The 25,873-nt window shown below is 62.6% G+C and carries 29 protein-coding genes; 13 read left to right on the top strand and 16 right to left on the bottom strand.

What is annotated here, in order from left to right; all coding sequences use genetic code 11:
* Positions 1-369: 369 nt before the first annotated feature.
* The 8 genes from gatB to AB7813_RS07275 form a co-directional block, all read right to left on the bottom strand.
* Positions 370-1,854 (bottom strand): Asp-tRNA(Asn)/Glu-tRNA(Gln) amidotransferase subunit GatB, encoded by a 1,485-nt coding sequence (gene gatB, locus AB7813_RS07240; protein ID WP_439064161.1) that lies wholly within the window; start codon positions 1,852-1,854, stop codon positions 370-372.
* Positions 1,855-1,941: 87 nt separating this feature from the next.
* Entirely contained in the window at positions 1,942-3,330 is a 1,389-nt protein-coding gene (locus AB7813_RS07245; protein ID WP_439064162.1) for a patatin-like phospholipase family protein, read from the bottom strand.
* 201 nt (positions 3,331-3,531) lie between these two features.
* Complete coding sequence (locus AB7813_RS07250; RefSeq protein WP_439064163.1) at positions 3,532-4,629, bottom strand: sensor histidine kinase; 1,098 nt, start codon at positions 4,627-4,629, stop codon at positions 3,532-3,534.
* A 147-nt stretch (positions 4,630-4,776) separates the two neighbouring features.
* Positions 4,777-6,255, bottom strand: coding sequence for an Asp-tRNA(Asn)/Glu-tRNA(Gln) amidotransferase subunit GatA (gene gatA, locus AB7813_RS07255; RefSeq protein ID WP_439064164.1), 1,479 nt, complete (start codon positions 6,253-6,255; stop codon positions 4,777-4,779).
* Positions 6,256-6,489: a hypothetical protein gene (locus tag AB7813_RS07260; RefSeq protein ID WP_439058739.1), complete on the bottom strand. Its 234-nt coding sequence runs from the start codon at positions 6,487-6,489 to the stop codon at positions 6,256-6,258.
* 31 nt (positions 6,490-6,520) lie between these two features.
* Positions 6,521-6,808: an Asp-tRNA(Asn)/Glu-tRNA(Gln) amidotransferase subunit GatC gene (gene gatC / locus AB7813_RS07265; protein ID WP_093761362.1), complete on the bottom strand. Its 288-nt coding sequence runs from the start codon at positions 6,806-6,808 to the stop codon at positions 6,521-6,523.
* Positions 6,809-6,898: 90 nt separating this feature from the next.
* The gene (locus AB7813_RS07270) at positions 6,899-7,975 is read right to left on the bottom strand and encodes an NAD(P)H-dependent flavin oxidoreductase (RefSeq protein WP_439064165.1); all 1,077 of its coding nucleotides are present in this window, start codon (positions 7,973-7,975) and stop codon (positions 6,899-6,901) included.
* 148 nt (positions 7,976-8,123) lie between these two features.
* The gene (locus AB7813_RS07275) at positions 8,124-8,348 is read right to left on the bottom strand and encodes a hypothetical protein (protein ID WP_093761358.1); all 225 of its coding nucleotides are present in this window, start codon (positions 8,346-8,348) and stop codon (positions 8,124-8,126) included.
* An 80-nt stretch (positions 8,349-8,428) separates the two neighbouring features.
* On the opposite strand from AB7813_RS07275, the gene AB7813_RS07280 reads away from it, so the two are divergent.
* The 3 genes from AB7813_RS07280 to AB7813_RS07290 are packed head-to-tail and all read left to right on the top strand — an operon-like array spanning position 8,429 to position 10,456.
* Positions 8,429-8,986 (top strand): GNAT family N-acetyltransferase, encoded by a 558-nt coding sequence (locus tag AB7813_RS07280; protein ID WP_439064166.1) that lies wholly within the window; start codon positions 8,429-8,431, stop codon positions 8,984-8,986.
* Between the two features lie 47 nt (positions 8,987-9,033).
* Positions 9,034-9,525: a Holliday junction resolvase RuvX gene (gene ruvX, locus AB7813_RS07285; RefSeq protein WP_089263773.1), complete on the top strand. Its 492-nt coding sequence runs from the start codon at positions 9,034-9,036 to the stop codon at positions 9,523-9,525.
* A gap of 4 nt (positions 9,526-9,529) precedes the next feature.
* Positions 9,530-10,456, top strand: coding sequence for an AEC family transporter (locus AB7813_RS07290; RefSeq protein WP_439064167.1), 927 nt, complete (start codon positions 9,530-9,532; stop codon positions 10,454-10,456).
* Between the two features lie 62 nt (positions 10,457-10,518).
* Here AB7813_RS07290 and AB7813_RS07295 read toward each other — a convergent pair whose 3' ends face one another.
* From AB7813_RS07295 to AB7813_RS07305, 3 genes are all read right to left on the bottom strand, one after another.
* On the bottom strand, positions 10,519-11,313 hold the full coding sequence (locus AB7813_RS07295; protein ID WP_439064168.1) for a lysostaphin resistance A-like protein: 795 nt from the start codon (positions 11,311-11,313) through the stop codon (positions 10,519-10,521).
* Positions 11,310-12,956 (bottom strand): acyl-CoA dehydrogenase family protein, encoded by a 1,647-nt coding sequence (locus AB7813_RS07300; RefSeq protein ID WP_439064169.1) that lies wholly within the window; start codon positions 12,954-12,956, stop codon positions 11,310-11,312. Before AB7813_RS07300 ends, AB7813_RS07295 begins: the two co-directional genes overlap by 4 nt.
* A 67-nt stretch (positions 12,957-13,023) precedes the next feature.
* Positions 13,024-13,767 (bottom strand): M15 family metallopeptidase, encoded by a 744-nt coding sequence (locus AB7813_RS07305; RefSeq protein WP_439062669.1) that lies wholly within the window; start codon positions 13,765-13,767, stop codon positions 13,024-13,026.
* A gap of 331 nt (positions 13,768-14,098) precedes the next feature.
* Between AB7813_RS07305 and AB7813_RS07310 the strand changes: the two genes are divergently transcribed.
* The 7 genes from AB7813_RS07310 (at position 14,099) to AB7813_RS07340 (ending at position 21,023) form a co-directional block, all read left to right on the top strand.
* Entirely contained in the window at positions 14,099-14,656 is a 558-nt protein-coding gene (locus AB7813_RS07310; protein ID WP_120292071.1) for a TetR/AcrR family transcriptional regulator, read from the top strand.
* Between the two features lie 99 nt (positions 14,657-14,755).
* Positions 14,756-15,895 carry an MFS transporter gene (locus AB7813_RS07315; protein ID WP_120292069.1) on the top strand — a complete coding sequence of 380 codons (1,140 nt, stop codon included), beginning with the start codon at positions 14,756-14,758 and terminating at the stop codon, positions 15,893-15,895.
* Positions 15,896-16,121: 226 nt separating this feature from the next.
* The gene (locus tag AB7813_RS07320; protein ID WP_089263769.1) at positions 16,122-17,075 is read left to right on the top strand and encodes an aspartate carbamoyltransferase catalytic subunit; all 954 of its coding nucleotides are present in this window, start codon (positions 16,122-16,124) and stop codon (positions 17,073-17,075) included.
* A gap of 4 nt (positions 17,076-17,079) precedes the next feature.
* Positions 17,080-18,381 (top strand): dihydroorotase, encoded by a 1,302-nt coding sequence (locus AB7813_RS07325; protein ID WP_320444539.1) that lies wholly within the window; start codon positions 17,080-17,082, stop codon positions 18,379-18,381.
* Between the two features lie 58 nt (positions 18,382-18,439).
* Complete coding sequence (plsY, locus tag AB7813_RS07330; protein ID WP_120292067.1) at positions 18,440-19,030, top strand: glycerol-3-phosphate 1-O-acyltransferase PlsY; 591 nt, start codon at positions 18,440-18,442, stop codon at positions 19,028-19,030.
* 213 nt (positions 19,031-19,243) lie between these two features.
* Positions 19,244-19,675, top strand: coding sequence for a MerR family transcriptional regulator (locus tag AB7813_RS07335; protein ID WP_120292065.1), 432 nt, complete (start codon positions 19,244-19,246; stop codon positions 19,673-19,675).
* Positions 19,676-19,826: 151 nt separating this feature from the next.
* Positions 19,827-21,023, top strand: coding sequence for a carboxymuconolactone decarboxylase family protein (locus AB7813_RS07340; RefSeq protein ID WP_158596846.1), 1,197 nt, complete (start codon positions 19,827-19,829; stop codon positions 21,021-21,023).
* 28 nt (positions 21,024-21,051) lie between these two features.
* On the opposite strand, the gene AB7813_RS07345 is transcribed toward AB7813_RS07340, so the two are convergent.
* The gene (locus AB7813_RS07345) at positions 21,052-21,516 is read right to left on the bottom strand and encodes a hypothetical protein (RefSeq protein ID WP_081421847.1); all 465 of its coding nucleotides are present in this window, start codon (positions 21,514-21,516) and stop codon (positions 21,052-21,054) included.
* 108 nt (positions 21,517-21,624) lie between these two features.
* Between AB7813_RS07345 and dprA the strand changes: the two genes are divergently transcribed.
* The gene (gene dprA, locus AB7813_RS07350; RefSeq protein WP_439064170.1) at positions 21,625-22,743 is read left to right on the top strand and encodes a DNA-processing protein DprA; all 1,119 of its coding nucleotides are present in this window, start codon (positions 21,625-21,627) and stop codon (positions 22,741-22,743) included.
* Positions 22,744-22,747: 4 nt separating this feature from the next.
* On the opposite strand, the gene AB7813_RS07355 is transcribed toward dprA, so the two are convergent.
* On the bottom strand, positions 22,748-23,128 hold the full coding sequence (locus tag AB7813_RS07355; protein ID WP_439064171.1) for a winged helix-turn-helix transcriptional regulator: 381 nt from the start codon (positions 23,126-23,128) through the stop codon (positions 22,748-22,750).
* Between the two features lie 97 nt (positions 23,129-23,225).
* Here AB7813_RS07355 and AB7813_RS07360 point away from each other — a divergent pair, with 97 nt between their 5' ends.
* On the top strand, positions 23,226-23,834 hold the full coding sequence (locus tag AB7813_RS07360; RefSeq protein WP_120292059.1) for an FMN-dependent NADH-azoreductase: 609 nt from the start codon (positions 23,226-23,228) through the stop codon (positions 23,832-23,834).
* 71 nt (positions 23,835-23,905) lie between these two features.
* On the opposite strand, the gene AB7813_RS07365 is transcribed toward AB7813_RS07360, so the two are convergent.
* Together AB7813_RS07365 and AB7813_RS07370 are read right to left on the bottom strand one after the other, a co-directional pair.
* A complete protein-coding gene (locus AB7813_RS07365; protein ID WP_170849816.1) occupies positions 23,906-24,061 on the bottom strand; it encodes a hypothetical protein in 156 nt (51 codons plus the stop codon).
* A gap of 150 nt (positions 24,062-24,211) precedes the next feature.
* A complete protein-coding gene (locus AB7813_RS07370; RefSeq protein WP_089263762.1) occupies positions 24,212-24,985 on the bottom strand; it encodes a glucose 1-dehydrogenase in 774 nt (257 codons plus the stop codon).
* A 126-nt stretch (positions 24,986-25,111) separates the two neighbouring features.
* On the opposite strand from AB7813_RS07370, the gene AB7813_RS07375 reads away from it, so the two are divergent.
* The gene (locus AB7813_RS07375) at positions 25,112-25,561 is read left to right on the top strand and encodes a winged helix-turn-helix transcriptional regulator (RefSeq protein WP_439058756.1); all 450 of its coding nucleotides are present in this window, start codon (positions 25,112-25,114) and stop codon (positions 25,559-25,561) included.
* On the opposite strand, the gene AB7813_RS07380 is transcribed toward AB7813_RS07375, so the two are convergent.
* On the bottom strand, positions 25,550-25,753 hold the full coding sequence (locus AB7813_RS07380; protein WP_439064172.1) for a hypothetical protein: 204 nt from the start codon (positions 25,751-25,753) through the stop codon (positions 25,550-25,552). The genes AB7813_RS07375 and AB7813_RS07380 overlap by 12 nt on opposite strands.
* Positions 25,754-25,873 lie beyond the last annotated feature (120 nt).

The following is a 25,873-nucleotide window of genomic DNA, read 5'->3' on the forward strand; positions in this document are numbered from 1 at the left end:
CCGGAAACGCGGCGTCCACAAATGTCAAGATTGCAGAAAGTGCTTATTTTTCCGTACGCCCGCAATTCGTACTATCAAACAACTACACAAACTTCTGTCGCCCCCAAGCGTGAGTCGGGGCACTGAAAACAGGTGCCGCGGACTCTGAGTCGGTATTTTTGGCAATGAAAATATTTTTCGGGAAAACGCGTTCGCGACTTATCGGTGCTGGCCACAACCGCACTTTCTGTCGACTGACGGCACGCCGATTCGCGATCTAATTCCGCGCGCGCGACCGTTCATCGCCTACGTTACGACGCGCCAACGCGGTTCGCTGAAACGAAAACGGCGCCGCTCGAGGCGGCGCCGCGGTCATCGAAAGGGTAATTGTCAGATCCCGAGTTTGCTCTTGAGGAGGTCGTTGACGACCTGCGGATTGGCTTTGCCGCCCGAGGACTTCATCACCTGGCCGACGAACCAGCCCATCAGAGCCGGCTTGGCCTGCGCCTGTGCGACCTTGTCGGGATTGGCTGCGATGATGTCGTCGACCACCTTCTCAATGGCGCCGGTGTCCGTCACCTGCTTCATGCCGCGCTCTTCGACCAGCGCGCGCGGATCGCCGCCTTCCGTCCAGACGATCTCGAACAGATCCTTGGCGATCTTGCCGGAGATCACGCCTGCGCCGATCAGGTCGATGATGGCGGCCATCTGTGCCGCCGACACCGGTGACGACGCGATGTCCTGGCCTTCCTTGTTGAGGCGCCCGAACAGTTCGTTGATCACCCAGTTGGCGGCCAGCTTGCCGTCGCGCACTTTGTCGGCGAGCCCGGCGAGCGTTGCCTCGAAGAACTCCGCGCTCTCGCGCTCGGCCACCAGCACGGCAGCGTCATAGGCTGACAGGCCGAACGCGCCGATGAAACGCGCCTTCTTCTCGTCCGGCAGTTCCGGCAACTCGGCCTTCAGCGCTGCGACATAGGCCTCGCTGAATTCCAGCGGCAGCAGATCGGGATCCGGGAAATAGCGGTAGTCATGCGCCTCTTCCTTGGAGCGCATCGAGCGGGTCTCGCCCTTGTTGGGGTCGTAGAGCCGCGTCTCCTGCTCGATCGACCCGCCATCCTCGAGGATGCCGATCTGGCGGCGCGCCTCGTAGTCGATGGCCTGGCCGATGAAGCGGATCGAATTGACGTTCTTGATCTCGCAGCGGGTTCCCAGGGGATCACCGGGCTTGCGGACCGAGACGTTGCAGTCGGCGCGCAGGTTGCCCTTCTCCATGTCGCCGTCGCAGGTGCCGAGATAGCGCAGGATGGTGCGCAGCTTCGACACATAGGCCTGGGCCTGCTCGCTGGAGCGCATGTCTGGCTTGGAGACGATCTCCATCAGCGCGACGCCCGAGCGGTTGAGATCGACCGAGGTACTGGACGGATTGCGGTCGTGCACCAGCTTGCCGGCATCCTGTTCGAGATGCAGGCGCTCGATGCCGACGGTGGCGGTCTCGCCATCGGCCAATTCGATCGTGACCTCGCCCTCGCCGACGATCGGCGACTTGTACTGGCTGATCTGATAGCCCTGCGGCAGGTCCGGATAAAAATAATTCTTGCGGTCGAAGGTCGAGCGCCGGTTGATCTGTGCGTTCAGGCCAAGCCCGGTGCGCACCGCCTGCTTGACGCATTCCTCGTTGATGACCGGCAGCATGCCCGGCATGGCCGCATCGACCAGCGACACATGGCTGTTCGGCGCGCCGCCGAACTCCGTGGACGAGCCGGAGAACAGTTTGGCGTGAGAATTGACCTGGGCGTGGATCTCCAGACCGATGACCATTTCCCAGTCGCCGGTGGCGCCCTTGATGAGCTTCGAAGGTTTGACAGGTGCGTTCATGGAGCGGTTTCTACCGCGACCGCGGGCGCGGGAAAACCCCCAGCGAGGCTTTCCAGCTTCGCTTCTAGGGCATTTGCCCCTATCCGATCAGATGCCCGAAGCGAACGCCCTGAACACGGAGCTGGCACGCAACGTCTCGCGACCGGCGAGGATCAAGTCATCGACCTGCCCCTGCGGCAGCTGGAAGCGCGTCGGAACGGCTTCGAGCACTGCGGCCCGCGCCGGATCTAGCTGATCGAAGCCGAGCCGGCCGACGAAGAGCTGCAAATCGGTACAGCGCCAGCCGGGCCGCGCGCCATAGCGGGCACGCTCTGCCGCCGACAAGCCGCAGCGCCACTTGATCAGCGACGATTGCCAGTCCTTCATGGTTCGGTCGAATGCGGTGTAGCTGGAGCCGATGCTGGCATCCATAGTGGTGTCCACCGCAGCCTTGATCAGATCGACGCCTTCAGGCCCTTCCACCGTATTGATCCAGTTGCCGGAGAGACCGACTTTGGAATCCACCACCATAAATATGCCGCGACGAAGCCGGACCGCCTGCTGCGGTGTCATCGGGCCGTAGGGTGTCTCGGAGGATTCGCGCACGATGGTCAGCGCAGAGACGCCGTAATTGTCGACCAGCCCGCCATCCATCAGCTTGATGTAGGGCACCGCGCCGTCGCGATAACGCATCACTGCCTTGGAATAGGCACTCAACATCGGCGACGCATTGCGGTTCGCGGCTGCGCGCGCGACCCAAGGCGGCAGCGGCTCGTTGCATGTGCCGGGGAAGGCCTGCACCACGGCCGGCGCAAAGGCGAGCGGCACCGCTGCCGACGCAGCCACTGCGCCCGACAGCGGATACTTGCTGAGATCACTGCAGATCGCGGCGAAGGCCGTGTTGTCGAACACGAAGGGCACGCGGTTATAGATGTCCGAGGCGTTGATCCAGACCCGTGGCGAACCGCTATTTCGCAGGCTGCCAAAAGTCGCATTGTGGAACAGGTTGGCGTCGAGCCAACTGGTGAAGCCCTTGGAGTCATTGATGCCGCCGCCCAAGGCACGGCCGATAGTACCTAGCGACAACTGCGTCGTCAGTCCGGCCTCGGCATTCTGCAGCAGGAAGCGCTCGCGGAAATCAGACAGCGCCGCGCGCTTCTTCAATCCGTAATAGGCCGCCGTGACCGAACCGCCGGAAACGCCGGACAGAAAATCGATGCGCTCCAGCATGGTGTCGGATGCACCGCGCATGCGGATGCTGCCCAGTTCTTCCAGGACACCGAACGAAAACGCCGCAGCGCGCGTGCCACCGCCTGAGAACGACAAACCGATCAGCAGGTCGTCCTGCTCGGCAGCATCCTTGAAAACGGCGTCGAGATTGGGATCGAGGGAGGCGCCGGCCAGCGGCACGTTGGCGGGAAGGTTGTAGACCGACGTACAGCCCAGCAGCAGCGCACAGGTCGTGACCACGACACCGATCGAACGCAACGCACTCATCACTTCTCTACCGATCCCACAAGACGGCCGCACCAAACGGCACGGACCGTGTCCGGACGGTCCCCAATCCGGAATCTCAATCAGATATTACCGTAAAGCGTTGCAATTCGATGCAAACTGACGATCCGGCACCAATCGCGCCAGCAACGTGGCTAATGAATGGTGAAAAAAGGTGCGCGCCAAATGGCGCAGCACCAATCCTCAGTTCAGCTGCGTGCCTGGCGCGGCATCAAATACCAGCGTGAACCAGCTGCCCTGCCCGCGAATGCTCTCGGCGTTGAACTTCACGTTCGGCGCATTCTCTTTGAGCGTCTGCAGGATCAGCGCGCCGAGCTTGCGCGGCGACGGCCAGTCCTGGCCTTCGCCGAGGCCAACGCCGTCATCGGCGACAACCACCGTGACGTGGCCGCCTTCCAGCTTGCAGATCAGTTTGATCTGACCACCGGCACGGCCGACGAAGGCGTATTTCAGCGCATTGGTCAGCATCTCGTTGACCAGCAGTCCCGCCGGCATCGCGATATTGATCGACATCGGGCAATAGCCAACCTGCAGATCGAGCGTGATATCCGCCGTCGCGCTCGCAGCCATCACGGCATTGGCGATGTCCGACAGATACTGGCCAAGATCGATCTCGGGCGTCGCATTCTCGTCGGACAGCGTCCGGTACAGTACTGTCAGCGCATCGATCCGGCTCGCCAGCCGGCCGAGCGCAACAGCCTCGCCTTCTACTGCCGAGCGGGCTTCGAGCCGCACCAGCGCCGTGATGAGCTGCAGATTGTTCTTCACCCGATGCTGCAGCTCGCGCATCAGCATGTCGCGGTCGCGTATCTGGTTCTCGAATTGCTCGATCTGCGCACGCTCGCGGCCGCCGACATCGACCAGCGCGGCGATCCGGAAATTTTCGACGCCGTCGTCACTCTCGATCACCGAGGCATAGGCCTGCACGATCACCAGCCGATCGACCGGCACCGACGGACGGAAAACACCGATGAAATCCTCGCCGTCGCGGATCGCTTCGCCCAGCGTCTGGCTCTGGTTGTCTTCGTTGAGAAAGCCGTCGAGACAGGTCCAGCTCTGGCCTTCGACATCGGCCGGCGCCATTGTCATCAATTGCTCGAAGGCCTTGTTGATATAGACAACCTGCTGATCGCTGCCCAACCCGCGCGAGATGGCGAGCGCAACGGGAACATGATCCAGCAGATGCTTGTAGCGATCATTCTCGATCGCCTGCGCAAGCTTCGGGGAACCCAGAATCTGATCGACCTGTTGGGAAGGCGGAAGCCCGTCGTCGGTGCTCATGCACGGTCCATGCTCATAGGCAAACCATGGCCAAGTGCACCGCAAAACGCAATGTCAAACGCGCAACACCCTAAAGCGTTCTCAAGCGAAATGGCTGCTGGCTCGCGTCAAGAAAGCGCGCCACACAAGACCTCCAGACAGATGACGTCAGGCCCACCACTTCGTTGGCGTGAAACGCCCCGATGCCTGCTCAATGGTTTCGCCGAGCGAGAACAGCGTTTCCTCGTCGAATGGACGCCCGATCAGCTGCAGCCCGAGCGGCAATCCCTGCGCGTCCTTGCCGGCGGGAACCGCGATGCCCGGCAGGCCGGCCATGTTCACCGTCACCGTGAAGATGTCGTTGAGATACATCTCGATCGGATCGGCGCCGCCCTTCTCACCAATGCCGAAGGCGGCCGACGGTGTCGCCGGCGTCAGGATCGCATGGATGCCCTTGGCGAAGCATTCTTCGAAGTCGCGCTTGATCAGCGTGCGGACTTTTTGCGCGCGGAGATAGTAAGCGTCGTAATAGCCAGCCGAGAGGACATAGGTTCCGATCATGACGCGGCGGCGCACTTCCGCGCCAAAACCTTCGGCGCGGGTATTTTCATACATGTCGCTGATGCTGCGGCCGGGTACGCGCAGGCCGTAACGCACGCCGTCATAGCGCGCGAGGTTCGACGAGGCTTCGGCGGGCGCCACGATGTAATAGGCCGGCAGCGCGTATTTGGTGTGCGGCAGCGACACGTCGACGAGTTCGGCACCGGCGGCCTTGAGCTGCGCAGCGCCTTCCGACCAGAGCTTCTCGATCTCGGCCGGCATGCCGTCGATGCGATACTCCTTGGGAATGCCGATCTTCATGCCCTTGACGGACTTGCCGATCGCCGCCTCGTAATCCGGCACGTCGCGATCGACCGAGGTGGAATCCTTGGGATCGTAGCCGGCCATCGAGCGCATCAGGATCGCGGTATCGCGCACGGTGCGCGCAATCGGCCCGGCCTGGTCGAGCGACGATGCGAAAGCGACGGTGCCCCAGCGCGAGCAGCGGCCATAGGTCGGCTTCATGCCGACGATGCCGGCGAAGGCCGCGGGCTGGCGGATCGAACCGCCGGTGTCGGTCGCGGTGGCACCGAGGCACAGACCTGCAGCGACCGCCGATGCCGAACCGCCGGACGAGCCACCGGGCACCAGATTGACGTCGGAGCCGTCGCGCCGCCACGGATTGATCACCGGACCGAAGAACGAAGTCTCGTTCGCCGAGCCCATGGCGAATTCGTCGTTATTGAGCTTGCCGAGCATCACGGCACCGTCACGCCATAGCTGTGCGGTCACGGTCGACTCGTAAGGCGGCACGAAATTGCCAAGTATCTTCGAACATGCGGTTGTGCGCACGCCCTTGGTCGCGAACAGATCCTTGATGCCGAGCGGGACGCCGCCGAGCCAGCCGCCCTCGCCCTTGGCGAGTTTCGCGTCGGCCGCCTGCGCCATGGCGCGCGCCTGATCCGGCGTCTCCAGCACATAGGCGTTTAGCACGCGTGCGGCTTCCATCGCCTTGAGATGCGCATCGGTCAGTTCGACTGACGTGAAGGATTTGGTCGCAAGGCCGTCACGCGCCTCGGCGAGTGTCAGCGACGTCAGATCTGTCATCTATTTATTGACCGGGCTGCAAAAGAAGGGAGAGAGCGTCTTGTCGTTTTCAGGTGCATCTTTTTTGAAAGAGCTGCGGCGGAGCTTGTCGTCAGCCTCCTGTGCGGCCTGAACCTTGTCGAGGATGGCATCCATGGCCGCGTCGACGTTCTTGACCTTCCCCTGACGCTCCATCTCGTCGAGGTAGTCCATATAGAGCTGATAGGACTTTTCATCGTCGCAAAGCAGGCACATGGCGGTTTCCGTTCGAACGGTTCTTGCTCGATTACTCGACGACTTTCGGCACCAGGAAGAAATGATCTTCGGACTCCGGCGCATTCGCCGTCACCGCGTCGACGATCTCGCCGTCATTGACGACATCGGCGCGCTTCTTCATTTCCATGGGCATCACCGAGGTCATCGGCTCAACGCCGTCGACATTCACTTCCTGCAACTGCTCGACAAAGGCCAGCATCGCGTTCAGCTCGCCCTGCAGATGGGGAACTTCAGCGTCTGTGACCGCGATCCGCGCGAGATGCGCGATACGGCGAACGGTGGCAGCATCGACGGACATTATATAGGGCCTCAGGCAAAATCTGCCCGCCGTATAGCAGACGGAGGTTTCGCGCCGCAACCGGCGGACGCCTCCGCCTTGTTTGACGCCCTAGCCCCGCAATTCGGCCATCCGCGCCAATGCCGCCGCCGCCAGCGACCGCGTCAGCTCTGCCGCAGGCCGTTCGCTGCCCATTCCGACCGACTGTCCGGCCCAGAGATTGGTAAAATCGGCCCGACCGAGCTTCTCGGCGGCGGCTTTCAGCGGCCCCAGCGCGGTCGCCGAATGCGGGAATGCCGGCGCATCGGGCGAGACCGGCCCGACCTCGCGCATCACGCGATTGATGACGCCGCGGGCGGGTCGCCCGGTCATGACATTGGTAATGACGGTGGAGGCATCCGACGCCCCGGCCAGGGCTGCACGACCCGGCCCGCTGACCTTCGATTCCGGCGTACGCAGATAGGCGGTGCCGATCTGCACACCGGCTGCGCCGAGCGCAAAGGCTGCGGCAATGCCGCGCCCATCGGCGATACCGCCGGCCGCGATCACCGGCACCTTCACCGCATCCACCACCTGCGGCAACAGCGCGAACAGGCCGGGCTGCGTGGCGATATCCTCGGTCAGGAACATGCCGCGATGACCGCCGGCCTCCGCCCCCTGCGCAATGACCGCGTCGACGCCGCGCTCTTCGAGCCAGACGGCTTCCTTGACGATGGTCGCAGAGGCGATGACCCGACAGCCGGCTGCCTTGATGCGCTTCAAGAGCGCCGGGTCCGGCAGGCCGAAGTGAAAGCTGACCACTTCGGGCTTCAGCTCTTCCACCAGCGCGCACATCGCCTCATCGAACGGCGCGCGGTTGGCCGCATTGATGTCTGCATTCGGATCGAGCCCGAGTTCGGCGTAATAGGACGACAGCCGCTTGCGCCAGTTGGCCTCGCGTGCCGGATCGGCGTCCACCGCCGTATGGCAGAAGTAATTCATGTTGACCGGCGCGGAGACGCGCTGGCGCACGATATTGATCTGCTCACGGGCTTTCTCCGGCGAGATCATTGCGCACGGCAACGAGGCCAGCGCGCCGCCCTCCGCTGCGCCGATCATGATGTCGGCATCCTGCACACCTGCCATTGGCGCCTGCACGATGGGAAATTCGGTGCCGAATAAGTCGATCAGTCGGCGGTCGGGCCACATGGGGGATCTCCGGATTCTTGCGACAATCTTGCGGCAATGCCTCTGAATCCAGCGGCAAAGCAGTGACGATCTTGAGACAAACGTGAGGAAATGGCACGCGCATCATTGCCGAGCCTTGCTCAGGCTAACACGGCCGCACCCGCGTGAGCTATGCGGTTGCGCGGGGGATGAGCATCCACTTGCGCAGCGCCACGCCGGCCCAGATTGCCTCCACCAGCCCGAACGGCCAGGCGCCCTGCAGGAAGCCATAGAGCGATCCGAGCCCGCAGGCGCCGGCAAAGGCCAGCGTGAACCACGGACTGCGTGCCTCCAGCGCGTAGCAGACCAGCATAGCGCTGACGGCGAACAGTCCAAACAGGCTGAGCGGATCCATGGAGGGCTCGTGACTTGCAGGCGAGGAAGCGAAGGCGATATCACATTGCCGCAGATCGCTCCCGATGTGAAACGCGACCGATGACCGCTGCCATTCCCGAACTCACCACGCCCAGGCTGATCCTGCGCCCACTCGTGCTGGCGGACTCCGATGCCGTGCAAAAGCTTTTCCCGCGAATAGAGGTGGTGCGTTTCCTGGCCAGCCGCGTGCCATGGCCCTACCCGGCTGACGGCGCCTGCACTTTCCTGCGCGATGTCGTGCTGCCAGGCATGGAGCGCGGCACCGAATGGCACTGGTCGATCCGCCTGAAGAGCGCACCGGAGCAACTGATCGGCATGATCAATGTCAGGAACAGCGGCGACGAAAACCGCGGCTTCTGGCTCGATCCCGCCTGGCAAGGACAAGGGCTGATGACCGAGGCCAGCGATGCCGTGACCGATTACTGGTTCGACACCCTGCAGCGGCCCGTCCTGCGCGTCATCAAGGCCATCGCCAACACGGCTTCACGCCGGATTTCGGAAACCTCCGGCATGCGCGTGATCGCCACCGAGGATCGCGACTACGTCTCCGGCCGTTGGCCCTCGGAAATCTGGGAAATGACCGCCGAGGAATGGCGCAGCCGCCGTCCGCCCCGATAATTGCGGCGCAGCGTTTGATCTGATGGCTCCGCATGTTATGCGGGACCATGCCTGCAGTCATCCTTCCCCTCGTCGAAGCCGCCGCACATCTTCCGGCCCGCGGTGCGCTGATCGGTCTCGATCTCGGCACCAAGACCATTGGTGTCGCGGTGTCCGATCCCGATCGCCGTCTCGCCACCGGCATTGAGACTGTCGAGCGAACTGCCTTCAAGGCGGATGCCGCACGCCTCATCAAGCTTGCCGCTGAGCGAAATATCTGCGGCTTCGTCCTTGGTCTTCCCATCAATATGGACGGCAGCGAGGGACCGCGCGCGCAATCGACACGCGCCTTCGCTCGCAACTTCTCGAAACTGACCGAACTGCCGATCGCCTTCTGGGACGAGCGGCTCTCCACATCTGCGGTCGAGCGCGAACTGATTGCCAATGATGTCAGCCGCGCCAAACGCGCCAAAGTCATCGACGAACATGCCGCGATCTTCATTCTTCAGGGTGCGCTAGATCGCCTCGCCGCCTTGCTGCGCACGCCGGATATTCGCTGACCCCATGCTGACGGTATTTGCCGCTCTCGTCCCGGTCTTCCTGCTCATCGTGCTCGGCTACGCGCTGCGGCGCCTGCTACTGAAACAGAACATCGAATGGGTCGGGCTGGAACAGCTCGTCTATTACGTGCTGTTCCCCGCCCTGCTCATCGACACGCTGGCGCGGGCCAATCTGGCGTCGGTGCCGATCGCAGGTGTCGGCGGTGCCTTGTTGCTCTCCGTCATCCTGATGTCCGCGCTATGTCTGGCGCTGCGTCCGTTGCTGGCGCGGGCCATCGGCCTCGATGGGCCGGCATTTACGTCACTGTTTCAGGGCGCCACGCGTTGGCAGACCTTCGTGGCACTATCGGTCGCCGGCAATCTGTGGGGCGATCTCGGCATCACGCTGGCCTCCGTCGCCATGGTGGCGATGATCCCGCTGCTGAATATTCTGGCGGTCTGGGTGCTGGCGCATTACGCCTCACCGCAGCGGATGGCGTGGCCGGCGCTGCTGCTGACCATCGCCAGGAACCCGCTGATCTGGGCCTGCGTGATCGGCCTCGCGATCAACCTGGCCGGATTGCCCGTGCCGCGCCCCGCGCACGAATTCCTCGATGCGCTCGGGCGCTGCTCTCTGGCGATGGGTCTGCTGATCGTCGGCGCCGGTCTTCAGCTCGAAGGCCTGCACAGACCCGGCATGGCTGCAGCACTGACAGTCGTCTTGAAACTCGCCGTGATGCCACTGATTGCCATGGGCCTTGGCATCGCCTTCGGCCTGTCCGGCACCAACCTTGCGGTGGTCGTCTGCTGCGCGTCGGTGCCGTCGGCATCGAACGGCTATATTCTGGCGCGGCAGATGGGCGGCGACGCGCCCCTCCTGGCGCAGATCCTGACCATTCAGACCACGCTGGCGGTCCTGACCATGCCCATCTTCATTGCACTGGCGGAATAGGTTTTTCTTTTTTTGAGCATGATCTTGCCCGAAAACCGGTTCCTACTTTTCGGGATCATGCTCTAGGGCGATATCACACCGTTCGCGATGAGCAGCGTCTGAACAGTCGCCGCCAGATTGTTGAGGCCATGCAGAAAGATCGTCAGCCATGTCGAGTGGCTGCGATAGCGCATATAGCCGAACAGCAGGCCGATGGTGAAAATCTCGACGAAGAAGAACCAATCGTATTGCAGATGCATCGCCGTCCAGACCAGCGATGACGCTACGATGGCGCCGAACGGCCGCAAAAACGATTCCGACCAGCCGCGATAGAGGAAGCCGCGCGCGAAGAACTCTTCGGTCATCGGCGCGCCGACGCAGAACGCGATGATCAGCAGCCATAGCGCGCCGTCGGCGCGGGCCGACTTCAACACTTCCAGCATGAAAGTCGGCGCGGAGTCGCGACCCATGCCTTTTGCGACCAGCTCCCAGGCGCCGACCAGCGCGATCAGCGCCACCGTGCCAATGACATAGTTTTTCCAGGACGTGCCGCGTAGCCCCAGATAGTCCGCAAAGGATTGCCGCGCCATGCGCGTCGCCAGCCACAGCGCCAGGCACACTGCCGGAAGCCCCATGAGAACCGACGCGGCGATGGTCGTACCGCTGCTCATCGCCTTGATCAGCAGCGTCGCATCGAGTGGCGCATCCTTGATCAGCAGATAATAGGCAACGACGGTCAACTGACCGACGAACATCGCTGCAAAAGCGAACAGTCCCCAGAGGCTCGTACCCCAGAATTTCCAGACCCGCGGCGGCTTCGTCGCGGGTGGCAGATCCGAGGGTGCGACGGGAGCGATCGGCGTCTCCAGTGCACTCACTGCGGCAACGCCCGCTCGAGCAGTCCCCGGCCCTGAGCTTCGGTCAATTCAGCGGTGCCGTAGATCGCGTTGCGCGCACCATCGAGGCGTGTCCGCGCAAACAGTTCAGCATGGGGCGGATGCACCATGTTCAGTGCGGCGCAGGCCGCTAGCAATGCCAGCGATTCCACCGCCTGCCGCGCAACACGCTCGCTGTCGGGCCGCAGCAAGGTGCGGATGATGAAGGCAGCGGCTTCGGCCGCGCCGGGCAGTCCGCGCGTCTCCAGCATCAGCTCCTGCAGCACCGCGGTCGATGCGTCGCCTTCGCGCGACAGCGCCCGCAGCACATCGAGGCACATCACATTGCCGGAGCCTTCCCAGATCGCATTGACCGGCGCCTCACGATAGTGCCGCGCCAGAATGCCCTCCTCGACATAGCCGTTGCCGCCCATGCATTCCATCGCCTCATAGAGGAAGCCCGGCGCCGATTTGCAGACCCAGTACTTCACCACCGGCGTCAGGAAGCGCATATAGGCGGCCTCGGACGTATCCTCCGGCGCCAGATCGAAGGCGCGACACAGCCGCATCACCAGCGCCGTTGAGGCCTCGACATGCAGGGCCATGTCGGCGAGCACACTTTGCATCATCGGCTGATCGGCGAGGTGTTTCTGGAACACGCTGCGATGCCTTGCGTGATGCAGCGCATGGACCAGACCCGAGCGCATCAAACCGGCGGATGCTGTGGCGCAATCCTGCCGCGTCAGCTGCACCATCTGGATGATGGTGCGGATGCCCTTGCCCTCGTCGCCGACGCGCAGTGCATAGGCATCGTTGAACTCGACTTCCGACGACGCATTGGAGCGATTGCCGAGCTTGTCCTTCAGGCGCTGGAAGTTCAGCGCGTTGAGCGAGCCGTCGGGCCGGAATCGCGGCATGAAGAAACAGCTGAGGCCATCTTCGGCTTGCGCGAGTACCAGAAACGCGTCGCACATCGGTGCCGACATGAACCATTTGTGGCCGCTGATCCGATACGCATCGCCGTCGCGCACGGCGCGCGTCATGTTGCTGCGCACGTCCGTGCCGCCCTGCCGCTCGGTCATCCCCATGCCCAGCGTCATGCCGCGCTTGGCCGACCAAGGCGCAAAACTCGGATCGTAATCGCGGCTGGCGATGACCGGCATCACCTGCGCCAGCACATCCGGCTGCATCGCCAGCGCGCCGACGGCAGCGCGTGTCATGGTGATCGGGCATAGATGTCCGGTTTCGACCTGCGCCGCCATGTAAAATTTTGCGGCGCGCGCCACTTCGGACGCGCCGCGTGCGGACTTGCCGTCACGCGTCCATGTCGAATTGTGAATTCCCGCTGCAACGCTCTGTGCCATCAGCTCGTGATAGGCTGGATGAAACTCAATCTCGTCGCGCCGGTTACCGCGTGCATCAAAAGTCCGCAGCTTCGGCGTATTCTCGTTGGCCAGCCGCGCGCGCTGTGCCATCTCGGCCGATCCCCAGAGCTGACCGAATTCGGCGTGGTCGACATAGGCGAACGAGCCCTCATTCATCGCGACCGCTTCCACGAGCGGCCGGTCCAGCTCGAACAGATTGACGTCCTCGAAGGGAGGCGACTGGTTAAGCACCGCATGAATGGCAGAGGTGGCGTCGGTCATGAATCAGTTCCGGCTGGAGGCGGTATTGCGAATCATTTTACGCCGGATCGGCCGGGATTTCACGGGGCTATCTTGCCTGCCGCGCAATCGGGAAATCGTAGGCGCGCGCGCCTATGCCCGGCAGCGAGAAGTGCCACCATTCCTTGGAATAATTCACAAAGCCCTGCCTGCCCATCGCAGTTACCAGGAGATCCCGCCAGCGCCGCTGCGCGGGTGAAATCGCGCGCGATCCGGTATGCGCCTTGGCATCGGAGCAATCGTAACCCGTGCCCATGTCGACGCTGCCCTCGGGCGCGCGCTGTGCTTCCGGCGCGATGCAGCTTGCATAGGCCTTGTTCGGATCGAATGCCGGCGACGCAGGCGCACGCAGATCGACCAGCGTCAGATCGAGCGCCGCACCGGTGGAGTGGCCTGAGCGCTCGGCGATGTAGCCGAGCCTGAACAGATCCACCTTGCTGAAGGATGGATTGTAACGCTTCTGCGCCGGTGTCTCGTTGCCATCGCGCGCCCACGCCACCATGTCGCGCGACGCCCGCACCGGCCGATAGCAATCCAGCATTTTCAGCGACAGGTTTTGCGCCATCAACTCACGCTGCACATTCTGCAGCGCGAGGCCGACCGGGCGCTTCACCACGCATTCCGCGCTATCATAGCCACTGAGCTTGCGGCCGACAAAATTGTTGACGTCGGCATAGCGGATGTCCTGCCGGATCGAGGGATCGATATCGCGCAGGAACACGAAATCATCGGGCAGCGTCTGTGATTGCGCGGGCGTAACGCCAAGCATGATCGCGGAAAGGCCCCACATCATCGCAACGGATCGTTTGAGACAATTGATCATCAGGGCTTCCGCCATCCAATCGGGGCGACTTGATGCAAAGGCGGCTGGGGCGAACGCGCCGATAAGTCGGGTCAAGTGGTTCGAGCTGACGGACCCGCCGCCAATGATTGACCGAACAGGGCGCCCCCCGTGTCAGGAGACAGTCGTATCGGCGTGCTGACCGTTTGGAAAGGACCGAAAGCTTGGCGCTTTACCTGCTCAAAGCCCTTGATTTGGAAACGTTCATTTTCTATAAAGAGTGATGTCGAACGCCGTACCATCATCCGCTTCCCGAGGCCCCGGCCGACCGCGTGAGTTCGACGTGGACGAAGCTCTCGATAAAGCCGTTCGGGTGTTTTGTGAGCGTGGCTATCACGCCACGTCGATCGGCGATCTGACAGATGCAATGGAACTGACCCAAGGCAGCATCTACAAGGCGTTCAAAGACAAGCGCGCGGTTTTTATTGCCGCCTTCGATCGGAACAAGGCGGTTCGCAATGAAAAGCTAGCTCGCGCCATCAAAAATGGCGCAACGGGACTGGAGCGTATTCGTAATGCCCTGGCCTTCTACGTCGAATCGTCACACGGCGCGGAGGGGTTGCAGGGATGCCTTGTCGTCGGGAGCGCAACGGAACTTGCGATCTTCGACAAGGAAGTCGCCGAGCGTGTCACGGCATCCTTCAAGCGGAATGAGGCCATGATGGCCGAGTTGATTCAACAAGGGCAGGTTGACGGCTCCATTCCCACCGGGATCGACAGCAAGGCAACCGCCCGGCTGATGCTCTGCCTGCTTCAAGGCATGAGGGTCATCGGGAAGACCGGGCGAACCCGCGCGGAGATGGCAGCCGTAGTGGAGGTTGCCATGCGCACGCTCACCTGATTTTTTTGCCAAATTAGAAAACGAATGTTTCCTATTGTGAGGACGACCGTGACCACCATCACCGACCACCTGCCCGACAGGCGGATTGTTTCCACTGGAATGACTTTCCTCCTCGCCGCCGCCTGCGGGCTTATCGCGGCCAATGTTTATTATGCCCAGCCACTGGCCGGGCCGATCAGTGCCGCGCTCGGCCTCTCGCCGCAGGCGACGGGACTTATCGTCACCTTGACGCAGATCGGATACGGGGCGGGTCTGCTGCTGATCGTGCCGCTCGGCGATCTCATCGAGAACCGTCGTCTCACCCTCATTATGCTTGGCGTCGCCACCCTAGGGCTGCTGGGCGCGGCACTGTCACCTCACGCACTTCCGTTCCTGATCGCAGCCCTCTTCATCGGCCTCGGGTCGGTCGCGGTGCAGGTTCTCGTTCCCTATGCAGCTCATATGGCTCCTGAAGCGAGCCGGGGCCGCGTTGTCGGCAACGTCATGAGCGGGTTGATGCTTGGCATCATGCTGGCCCGCCCGGTGTCCAGTTTCATCGCTGAATTGTCGTCATGGCACGCCGTGTTCTTCCTGTCGGCGGGTGCGATGATTGTCCTCGCATTGGTTCTCAGCCACGCGCTGCCACGGCGTATGCCGACGTCGAAACTTCGTTACGGAGAACTGCTGGCCTCGATGGGGCATCTGGCGGTGACGACGCCGATCCTGCAAAGGCGTGCGCTCTATCACGCCTGCCTGTTCGGTGCGTTCAGTCTGTTCTGGACCACGACGCCGCTGTTGCTCGCGGGGCCGGAATTCCACCTGTCGCAAGGCGGGATCGCGCTTTTCGCGCTGGCGGGTGTTGCCGGTGCTGTCGCCGCCCCGATCGCGGGCCGGATTGCCGATCGCGGATGGAGTCGCCCTGCGACCGCTGTCGCCATGCTTGCGGTGGCCGGTGCTTTCCTGATGACGCACATCGCGCCTGAAGGTTCGATGCTGGCCCTCGGTCTCCTCGTCGCAGCAGCGATCCTCCTCGATTTCGGCGTCTCGGCTAATCTGACTCTCGGGCAGCGCGCGATCTTCTCACTTAGTGCGGAATTCCGCAGCCGTCTCAACGGGCTCTACATGGCGACGTTTTTTGTCGGCGGGGCGGTTGGCTCGGCGGCAGGCGGATGGGCCTACGCGCAGGGAGGATGGACACTCGCCTCATGGGTCGGTTTCGCGTTCCCCGTCGTGGCGGTCGTGTACTTCGTAACGGAATAGAACGATGCCGAGACTGCCCAGCCGCTGTCAGCTCTTTGGACGCGGCTTGTCGGCCTCGGCGTCGCCCCTCGCTGAAGGTGGTCCCAAAACGGTACGCCGTGGAGAGGATACCCGGCATTCGTCGGGCATGACGGCAAGAATGTGGTCGGACTGACCGGGGGATAACCGAAAAGCGGGCGAATCGCGCTTGCTCCGCTTTTCAACTCTGCCTATAGCTTTCGTTTTAATGACCCAAGCCACGAAATCCTCTTTCGTCCTCGGACACCGGCATTTGCTGGGCATCGAGGGCCTTTCCGCCGCGGATATCACCGGCCTCCTCGACCTGTCCGAGGAATATGTCGAGCTGAACCGCCAGGTCGACAAAAAGCGCTCCTCGCTGCGCGGTCGTACCCAGATCAATCTGTTTTTTGAGAATTCGACGCGCACCCAGTCGTCGTTCGAACTGGCCGGCAAGCGGCTCGGCGCCGACGTCATGAACATGTCGGTGTCATCGTCCTCGATCAAAAAGGGCGAGACGCTGATCGACACCGCGATGACGCTGAACGCGATGCATCCGGACATTCTGGTGATGCGCCATCACGCTTCCGGCGCGGTCGAACTGCTGGCCCGCAAGGTCGACGGCTCCGTCATCAATGCCGGCGACGGCGCCCATGAACATCCGACGCAAGCCCTGCTCGACGCATTGACCATCCGTCGCAACAAGGGCCGCCTCGAAGGTCTCGTGATCGCGATCTGCGGCGACGTGCTGCATTCGCGGGTCGCGCGTTCCAACATTCTCTTGCTCAACACCATGGGCGCACGCGTCCGTGTGGTCGCGCCCTCCACGCTGCTGCCGCCGGGCATCGAGCGCATGGGTGTCGAGGTCGCGCGCGATATGCGCGAGGGCCTCAACGGCGCCGACATCGTGATGATGCTGCGGCTGCAGCGCGAGCGCATGAACGGCTCCTTCGTGCCGTCCTCTGCCGAATACTTCCAATATTTCGGCCTCGACCAGAAGAAGCTCGCTTATGCCAAGCCCGATGCGCTGGTGATGCATCCCGGCCCGATGAACCGCGGCGTCGAGATCGACTCCCTCGTCGCGGACGGCGCGCAATCGCTGATCCGCGAACAGGTCGAGATGGGCGTAGCGGTCCGCATGGCCGTGCTCGAAGCGCTCGCGCGCAACCTCCCGAACGCGTGACGCCATGCTGACAGATCGCCGCCCTATCCTCCTCGCCAATGCGCACCTGATCGATCCGTCATGTGACCTCGACGGTATCGGGGATGTGCTGATCGCCGACGGCATGATCCGCGACGCCCGCCGCGGCATTGGCGCGGCCGGCGTGCCCGAAGGCACCGACATCATCAATTGCGCCGGCAAGGTCGTGGCCCCCGGCCTCGTCGACATGCGCGCCTTCGTCGGCGAGCCCGGCGCCAGCCACCGCGAGACTTTCGCCTCTGCCAGCCGTGCAGCCGCAGCCGGCGGCATCACCACCATCATCTGCCAGCCGGATACGTCGCCGACCATCGACAATTCCGCCACGGTCGATTTCGTGCTGCGGCGCGCCCGCGACACCGCCATTGTCAACATCCATCCGATGGCCGCCCTGACCAAGGGCCTCGAAGGCCATGAGATGACCGAGATCGGGCTGCTGAAAGCGGCCGGCGCCGTCGCTTTCACAGATGCCGACAAGAGCATCACCAACGCGCAGATCATGCGCCGCGCCCTGACCTATGCGCGCGATTTCGACGCGCTGATCGTGCATTACACCGAGGATCCCGACCTCGTCGGCGAAGGCGTGATGAATGAAGGCGAGCGCGCGTCACGCCTCGGCCTGATGGGCATTCCGAATGCCGCCGAAGCCATCATGCTGGAGCGCGACATGCGTCTCGTCGCCCTCACCGGCGGGCGCTACCATGCGGCCTCACTGACCTGCATCGAATCCATCGAGATCCTGAAGCGCGCCCGCGACGCCGGCTTGCGTGTCAGCGCCTCCGCGTCGATCAATCACCTGACGTTGAACGAAAACGACATCGGGCCCTATCGCTCCTATCTCAAATTGTCGCCGCCGCTCCGCACCGAAGAGAACCGCCGCGCGCTGGTCGAGGCCGTCGCGTCAGGATTGATCGACGTCATCATGTCCGACCACAATCCGCAGGATGTCGAGACCAAGCGGCTGCCATTCGCCGAAGCCGCGCCGGGTGCCATCGGCCTCGAAACAATGCTGTCGGCGGGATTGCGGCTGATCCACAATGGCGAGCTCACCTTCACCCAGTTGATCCGTGCGATGTCGACACGCCCGGCCGAACTGCTCGGCCTGCCGGGCGGCACACTGCGCCCCGGCGCTGTCGCCGACATCATTGTCATTGACGCCGATGTACCGTGGGTGCTGGATCCCGCGGATCTGAAATCGCAATGCAAGAATACACCATTCGACGAAGCCCGCTTCACGGGGCGCGTCGCACGCACTATTGTCGGCGGACGCACCGTTTACGAGCACGTCTGACGCGATAAGCGCGTCTGCGAACACGAAAGTGCGAAGCGTGTCTTAGAATAGAGGTCCGATGATCGTTCTCTACATATTCGCTGCCGCGCTCGGTTATTTCCTCGGCTCGGTTCCTTTCGGACTGGTGCTGACCAAGCTCGCCGGCACGCAGGACATCCGCACCATCGGCTCGGGCAATATCGGCGCCACCAATGTGCTGCGCACCGGCCGCAAAGGCCTCGCCGCGGCGACGCTGCTGCTCGATGCCCTCAAGGGCACCGTCGCCGTGATCATCGCCGGCAGCGTCGGTGGTCCAATCCCGGCCATGATCGCCGGTCTCTTCGCGTTCCTGGGCCACCTCTTCCCGGTCTGGCTCGGCTTCAAGGGCGGCAAGGGTGTCGCCGTCTATATCGGCATCATGTTCGGCCTGTACTGGCCTGCCGCCATCGTGTTCTGCCTTGCCTGGCTCGCCTGCGCCTTCACCTCGCGCTACTCGTCATTCTCCGCGCTGACCGCCAGCGCCATCACGCCGATCTTCCTGTGGTGGGCCAAGGCGCCACAGCTCGCCGTGCTGGCCACCGTGCTGACGCTGCTGCTGTGGTTCATGCACCGCGAGAACATCAAGCGACTGCTGAACGGCACCGAAGGCAAGATCGGCGCGAAAAATTGAGTCAGGCTGCCTATGTTCGTGATCGCGAACGGTCGATATCCTTCACCACCGTGCTGCCTGCACGGCCTGATCCCGATCCGGCATCACCGCTTTTGATGCCGATAACTGCATGCGAATGCCGCTTCGTCAGCTCCGAGCGAAGAAGTATTTGCTGTTGACTTAGAGCGCACTCTAACCTGTAGCAAGGTCAGCGTCGTGACGAGAAGACAGAACATGAAAATCGGAGAACTCGCTAAGCGCGCCGGCTTGTCAGCACACACGATCCGCTATTACGAGCGGATCGGGCTGCTTCCTGGCGCACCGCGCAACGCCTCCCGTCAACGCGAATATGACGCTTCCATCTTGGTGTGGATTGCCTTTCTCGGACGCCTCAGGACGACCGGGATGCCGATCCGCGACATGCTGCGATACGCTCAGCTGCGCGAGCGAGGTTCGCAAACCACGGAAGACCGCCGGCTCATCCTCGAGCAACATCGGACCAACGTCCGTGCTCGTCTGGCCGAACTTCATGACTGCCTTGCCGTCCTCGACACCAAAATCGCCGGCTATTCCGGCCTGAACACGGTGGAGAAGGACAATGACGCTGCCACGGATCACCAGACACGGCACATCCGCGAAACGCTCGCGCGCGCCCTTAAAGATTGAGATCGCCCCGCAGGAGAACGCGGACGCCCCCGCCAGCGAGGACAGTCCGCCGGACAAAATTGCCTCCCGCCGCAACTTTCTCACAGCGCTCGGCGCAGCGGGGGCTTCGTTGGCCGTTCGCGCGCAAGAAGCCAATGCAGGAACAACAGCAATGGGCAATGAGCGATTCGCACGCGGCCTCGACATACTGCGCAAGGTCGGCGGCGAGAATTTCGACGGCCCCGTCAACAGCCTGGCGGAAGTATCTGCGGATCTCGCGCGCTTCACTGTTGAGTATCCGTATGGCGACGTGCTGTCTCGCCCCGGGCTCGCGCTTCCGCTGCGACAACTTTGTACGGCGGCAATGCTGCTCGCCGATGGGAGTGCCCAGCCGCAACTGAAGTATCATATGGCGGGGTATCTCAATGTCGGCGGCGAGCCGCGCGTCCTCATCGAACTGATGTTCGTCTCCGTCGCCTTGCTCGGTTTTCCTCCGACCATCAATGCGGTCGGGCTGTTGCGCAGCATTTTCGCCGAACGAAAGCTCGCTTTTGTGCCGGTCGAGCCCGCCACGGACGATGGAACCGGACGTGCGCAGAACGGCAGCGAAGCTGCAAGCCGCCTCACCGGCGGCGACATGCAGGCATATTTCGGCGAGTTTGAAAAAGCCTCGCCCGATCTGGCGCGGCTCTCGGTCGAGTTCGCTTTCGGCGAAGCACTTTCCCGACAGGGTCTGGATTTCAAGGCCAAGGCGCTTGTGATCGTCGCCATGCTGGCGGCGGGTGGCAATCATGCAGCTGCCCTTCGCCAGCACATCCAAGGCGCACTAGCCCTAGGCATAACGCGAGACGAAGTGGTCGAACTTTTGATGCAGGTTAGCGTCTATCGCGGCTTTCCGTGCGCCTTGAATGCCTTTGCGGTTGCCAAGGAAGCCTTTGGCGACACCGCCGCAAGCCAGCCAATATCGTTCCGCCCGGCCAATGCCGAAACCCGGCAGATGCGATTGGAGCGCGGACGCGCGGCGCTCGGAAAGACCTCGGGCGCATCCGGAGATGCCGTAGTCCGAAGCTTTGACGATATCGCCCCTGACCTCGGGCGAATGATTGTCGAACACTCCTATGGCGAGATCTTTTCGCGCACGGGGATTGACGCTAGGACGCGAGAGCTAACCGCCTGCGCAGCCCTCGCCGCCGTCGGATCGAAGACCGCCGAGACACCGCTTCGCGTGCACATCAATGCCGCCCTGAATGTGGGAGCCAGCCGAGACGAAATTCTGGAGACATTGCTCAACCTAGCACCCTATAGCGGCTATCCTGCCGTCCAACAGGCGGTCCGGATCGCGGCTGAGGAATTCGGCAAACGAAGCTAGCCGCGGCCAACCCGGCGTCAGTGTCAGTTTAAAACACCCGCGCGCCCTGCTTCGCGTCGAGATCGAACTCCCAGATCTCGACACCGCGGCTGATCAGGTGACCGTTGTTCTTGATATAGTGCGAGATCAGACTCACCTTCGAATGCGGGTGAAGATGTTTGAGCACGAACAGAATCTTCCGATAGTCGCGCGGCGCCGCACCGAACAGCAGCATGGCTTCGTTCATGCCGCGGATCTTGGCGCTCGGCCGATTGCCGGACACTGTCCAGGTGTAGGACTTGCATTCGACCAGGATGCGCGGACTGGCGCTGCCGAGATCGAAGCGCTTGTTCTTCTGCAGCCGGTGACCGACGGGTACGACGAAATTGCGCGCAAGCTGCACGCCCTCGGAATGAAAGAAGATCTGCGCCGCTTCCTCGAACTCACGCCCAACGGCGGCGTTGCTCGATGCGCCGATCCGCTGGAAGTTGTTCACGTCCCAAAGCATTGCCATCACTGAACACAAGCCATCAGGGCTCACCCCTACTCTCGCACCTTAAGTGCGAATGTCAATTGAATGCATCCTTAAGTTGATAGACACTCTCCACCGGGGGAGCATGGCTTGGACAGCATCTCACAGGGCAGCACACAGCTCACGGACGCCCAGCGGCTAGACTGGTTGCGGCTGATCCGCAGCGACAATGTGGGGCCGCGCACCTTCCGGTCACTGATCAACCATTTCGGCAGCGCACGCGCCGCGCTGGAGCGACTGCCCGATCTGGCGCGCCGCGGCGGCGCTGCCCGCGCCGGCCGGATCTGCAGCGCCGACGACGCACAGCGTGAACTCGACCTCGGACGCAAGATGGATGTCGCGCTTGTCGCGCCCGGTGAGCCCGGCTACCCGCCGCGATTGGCGGGGATCGACGATGCACCGCCGCTGCTCGGCATCCGCGGCAAAGTGGACGCGCTGATGCGGCCGATGATCGCCATCGTCGGCTCGCGCAATGCGTCCGGCGCAGGACTGAAGTTCGCCGAGAGACTGGCGCGCGATCTCGGCGACGCAGGCTTCGTGATCGTGTCGGGCCTCGCACGTGGCATCGATCAGGCCGCGCATCGCGCCAGCACCACCAGCGGGACGGTCGCTGTGCTGGCTGGCGGTCATGACAAAATCTATCCGCCCGAACACGAGGGCCTGCTGTTCGCCCTGCTGGACAACGGCGGCGCGATTTCCGAGATGCCGCTCGGCCATGTCCCACGTGCTCGCGATTTCCCGCGTCGCAATCGCCTGATCTCGGGTGCAGCGCTCGGCGTCGTCGTGATCGAAGCGGCGCATCGCTCGGGCTCGCTGATCACCGCGCGGATGGCCGCCGAACAGGGCCGCGAAGTGTTTGCCGTGCCGGGCTCGCCGCTCGATCCCCGCGCCGCCGGCACCAACGACCTCATCAAGCAAGGCGCAGCGCTGGTGACCGAAGCGGCCGACGTGATCAATGCCGTCGCGCCGATCATGGAGCGGCCGATCGAATTGCCGAGCCGTGAACCTGATGATGTCACGTCATTCGATGAACCAGACAGCAGCGACCGCGCACGCGTGATCGCATTGCTCGGTCCAAGCCCGGTCGGCATCGACGATCTTATTCGCCTTGCCGGTACATCGGCTGCCACCGTACGCATCGTGCTGCTGGAGCTCGAGCTTGCCGGACGGCTGGAGCGTCATGGCGGAGGGTTGGTGTCGATGATCTGAGGACTCAGTCCTGCGAATTGCGCCCGTCGAATTTTTTTCGTGCGGTGTCGATATCGGGCAGATGTTGCTGCGCCCATGCGCCGAGCTTTATGACCGGATCGCTCAGGCCTCGGCCGAGATCCGTAAGTTCATAGTCCACGCGCGGAGGCACGGTCGGAAACACGGTACGCGTCACCAGACCGTCGCGTTCGAGCCCGCGCAGCGTGAGGGTCAGCATCCGCTGCGAGATGCCGCCGACCATCCGTTTCAACTCGTTGAAGCGCCGTGGACCCTCGCCGAGCAGCATGATCACCAGGACGCTCCACTTGTCGCCGACCCGCGCCAGCACCGAGGCAACGCCGCGACAATCGCTCTCCTGATGCGGAATCGCCGGCAAAGCAGGCACCTTTTTGTGCTCGGGTTTCAAAATTGTGCCTTCTTGTGCAGTTTCGGCCAGTCACTCATGTAGCGTCAGTTACAAACCTATACCATGAGGTGACCACATGAAACTGCTCCATATCGATTCCAGCGTTCTCGGCCCCCACTCCGTCAGCCGGCAGGTTTCCGCCGCCATTACCGACCGGCTGGCCAAGGCCAATCCCGGCCTTGAGACCACCTATCGCGATCTCACCACCACGCCGCTGGCGCATCTGTCCGGCTCCCATCTCGCCGTCGCACAGGGCGCAGCGCCCGATGCGGCGCTTCAGCCCGATCTCGCCGCCGGTAGTGCCGTGCTGGAGGAGTTTCTTGCTGCCGATATCGTGGTGATCGGCGCACCAATGTACAACTTCACCATTCCGAGCCAGCTCAAGGCGTGGATTGATCGCATCCTCGTCGCCGGCAAGACATTCAAATACGGCGACAAGGGTGCCGAAGGCCTCGCGGGCAGCAAGCGCGTCATCGTCGCCATTTCACGCGGCGGCTTCTACGGCGCGGACATGCCAACGGCTGCCGGCGAACATCTCGAAACCTATCTGCGCTGGGTGTTCGGCTTCATCGGCGTCACCAATCTCGAATTCATCGCCGCCGACGGCATCATGATGGGACCGGAGCTACGCGAGAAAGCCGTTGCCGGTGCCTTGCAGGCAGCGACAGATCTGCACGCGGCGTAAGCCAAGACTGCCATAGCGAGCTTGAACCGGCCCGCCGGTTCAAGCGGTTTTGCTCGTCGGGAAGCGAGACCTCAGAACCACTCACCCGGCACATATTTATCGAGCAACAAAACGCTCAACGAGATCAACAGGCCGATTGCGCTAAACAGTGCGACCGTAGCGAGTGGGTGACTTTCGGTACGTGCAGAAATGACCGCAGGTTCGGAGATGCGCGCGACTTTGGTCATGTGGCCTCCTGTGCGTCGCTCCAGCCCGCTTCAAATGTCTGACCGGCAGCCACAATGGTTCAGCGCATCCAAACATTACCTTCAAGAGATACCGACGTACCTCGAACGCGTACGAGAGACGCCGGCACTCTTGTACTGTTTGATCAGCGATCAGCCACGAAACGCCGGCGCGCCGGCTGGCGACGACGTGACGCCGCCATCGACAAAGATCTCCGCCCCCTGCACGTTTGATGAATCGTCCGATGCCAGAAACAGCACCGTCTTGGCGACTTCTTCGGGCTTGCCGAAACGCCCGAGCGGAATGGTCTGCGAAATCCTGGCCTCCAGCGCTACCTTGGCTTCCGGCGTCGGCGCGGTGCGATCCCAGATCGGTGTCGTCGTGCCACCGGGCGAGACCACGTTTACGCGGATATTGCGCGGCGACAGCTCGGACGCCATTACGCGCGCCATGGCGCGCACGCCGGCCTTGCTCGCCGCATAGGCTGCATAGCCGGGATTTCCGAGCACGGAGATCACCGAACCGTTGAGAATGATCGACGCGCCGTCATTGAGATGCGCGGCTGCCGCCTGCACGGTGAAGAACACGGCGGTGATGTTGGTCTTCAAAACGGACTCGAATACATCGAGCGCAGTACCGCCCACCGGCGTGTGTGCGCTGATGCCTGCATTCGCGAACACGATGTCGAGCTTGCCGAATTTCTCGACAGCTTTGGCAACGGCATTCTCGGTGGCAGCGATGTCAGTCGCGTCAGCCACGATGCCGATCGCATTCGGGCCGAGTTCGGCCACCGCCGCGTCGAGCCTCGCCTTGTCGCGGCCGGTGATGGCCACTTTGGCGCCCTCAGCGACGAAGAGCTTCGCCGTGGTCAGTCCGATACCGCTATTGCCGCCCGTGATGAGCGCCGTCTTGTTCGCCAAACGCATGGTGATCTCCTGATGATCAAGTGGTTGCTTTTTAAAACCACATTGCCATTTAGGGCGGATGGTTTCATAATGCAACCACATGTCCGCTAATCACTGCATTTCTTTTTCCCGCCGCTGGAAAGTCGCATGGCCAAACGCACCAGTCTCAAGGACTCCACCTGCCCGGTCGCCCGCTCCATGGAGGTGATCGGCGACTGCTGGACGATGATGATCATCCGCGACGCCATGCTGGGCGCGCGGCGCTTCGGCGAATTCCAGAAGAGTCTCGGACTGGCGAAGAACATTCTCGCCGTCAGGCTGAAAGCCCTCGTGGAGGACGGCATCCTGAAACTGGAGCCGGCAGCCGACGGCAGCGCCTATCAGGACTATGTGCTGACCCCGAAAGGCCAGGCGGTTCATCCAATCATGGTGGCGCTGCGCCAGTGGGGCGAGGATTATGCGTTCAACCCCGGCGAACCGACGACCATCATGGTCGATCGCAAGAGTGGCAAGCAGATCAAAAAGCTGGAACTGCATGCGGCCGACGGCAGGCTGCTCAGCTATGGCGACACCACGATTGTGCCCTCAACTGCCTGAGGGCTTGCGCAGTCCATGCCGCAGGATCTCCTCGGTTTCGAGATGCGCCATATCGAGCAAGTAAGCGAGCATGTCGTGGCGATGGCGGCGCGCCATCCGCGACAGATCGCGGACCGCACTCTTTATATAAAGAGCCGCCTCCTCGGGCCCGCCATCGCCCTGCGGCTGATCGTCCGGAATGGGCGGTGTCATAGGCATTCCCTACCCGCGCAGTCCGGGCGAAATCAGCACCAAAGAAGCATCAAATCATACTCCTAATGGTTGCATTTTACAACCCCTGGTAAGTGACTGGGAACCAACAGACGCGGCCAT

Source organism: Tardiphaga sp. 20_F10_N6_6, from assembly GCF_052076045.1.
Lineage (GTDB): Bacteria > Pseudomonadota > Alphaproteobacteria > Rhizobiales > Xanthobacteraceae > Tardiphaga > Tardiphaga robiniae.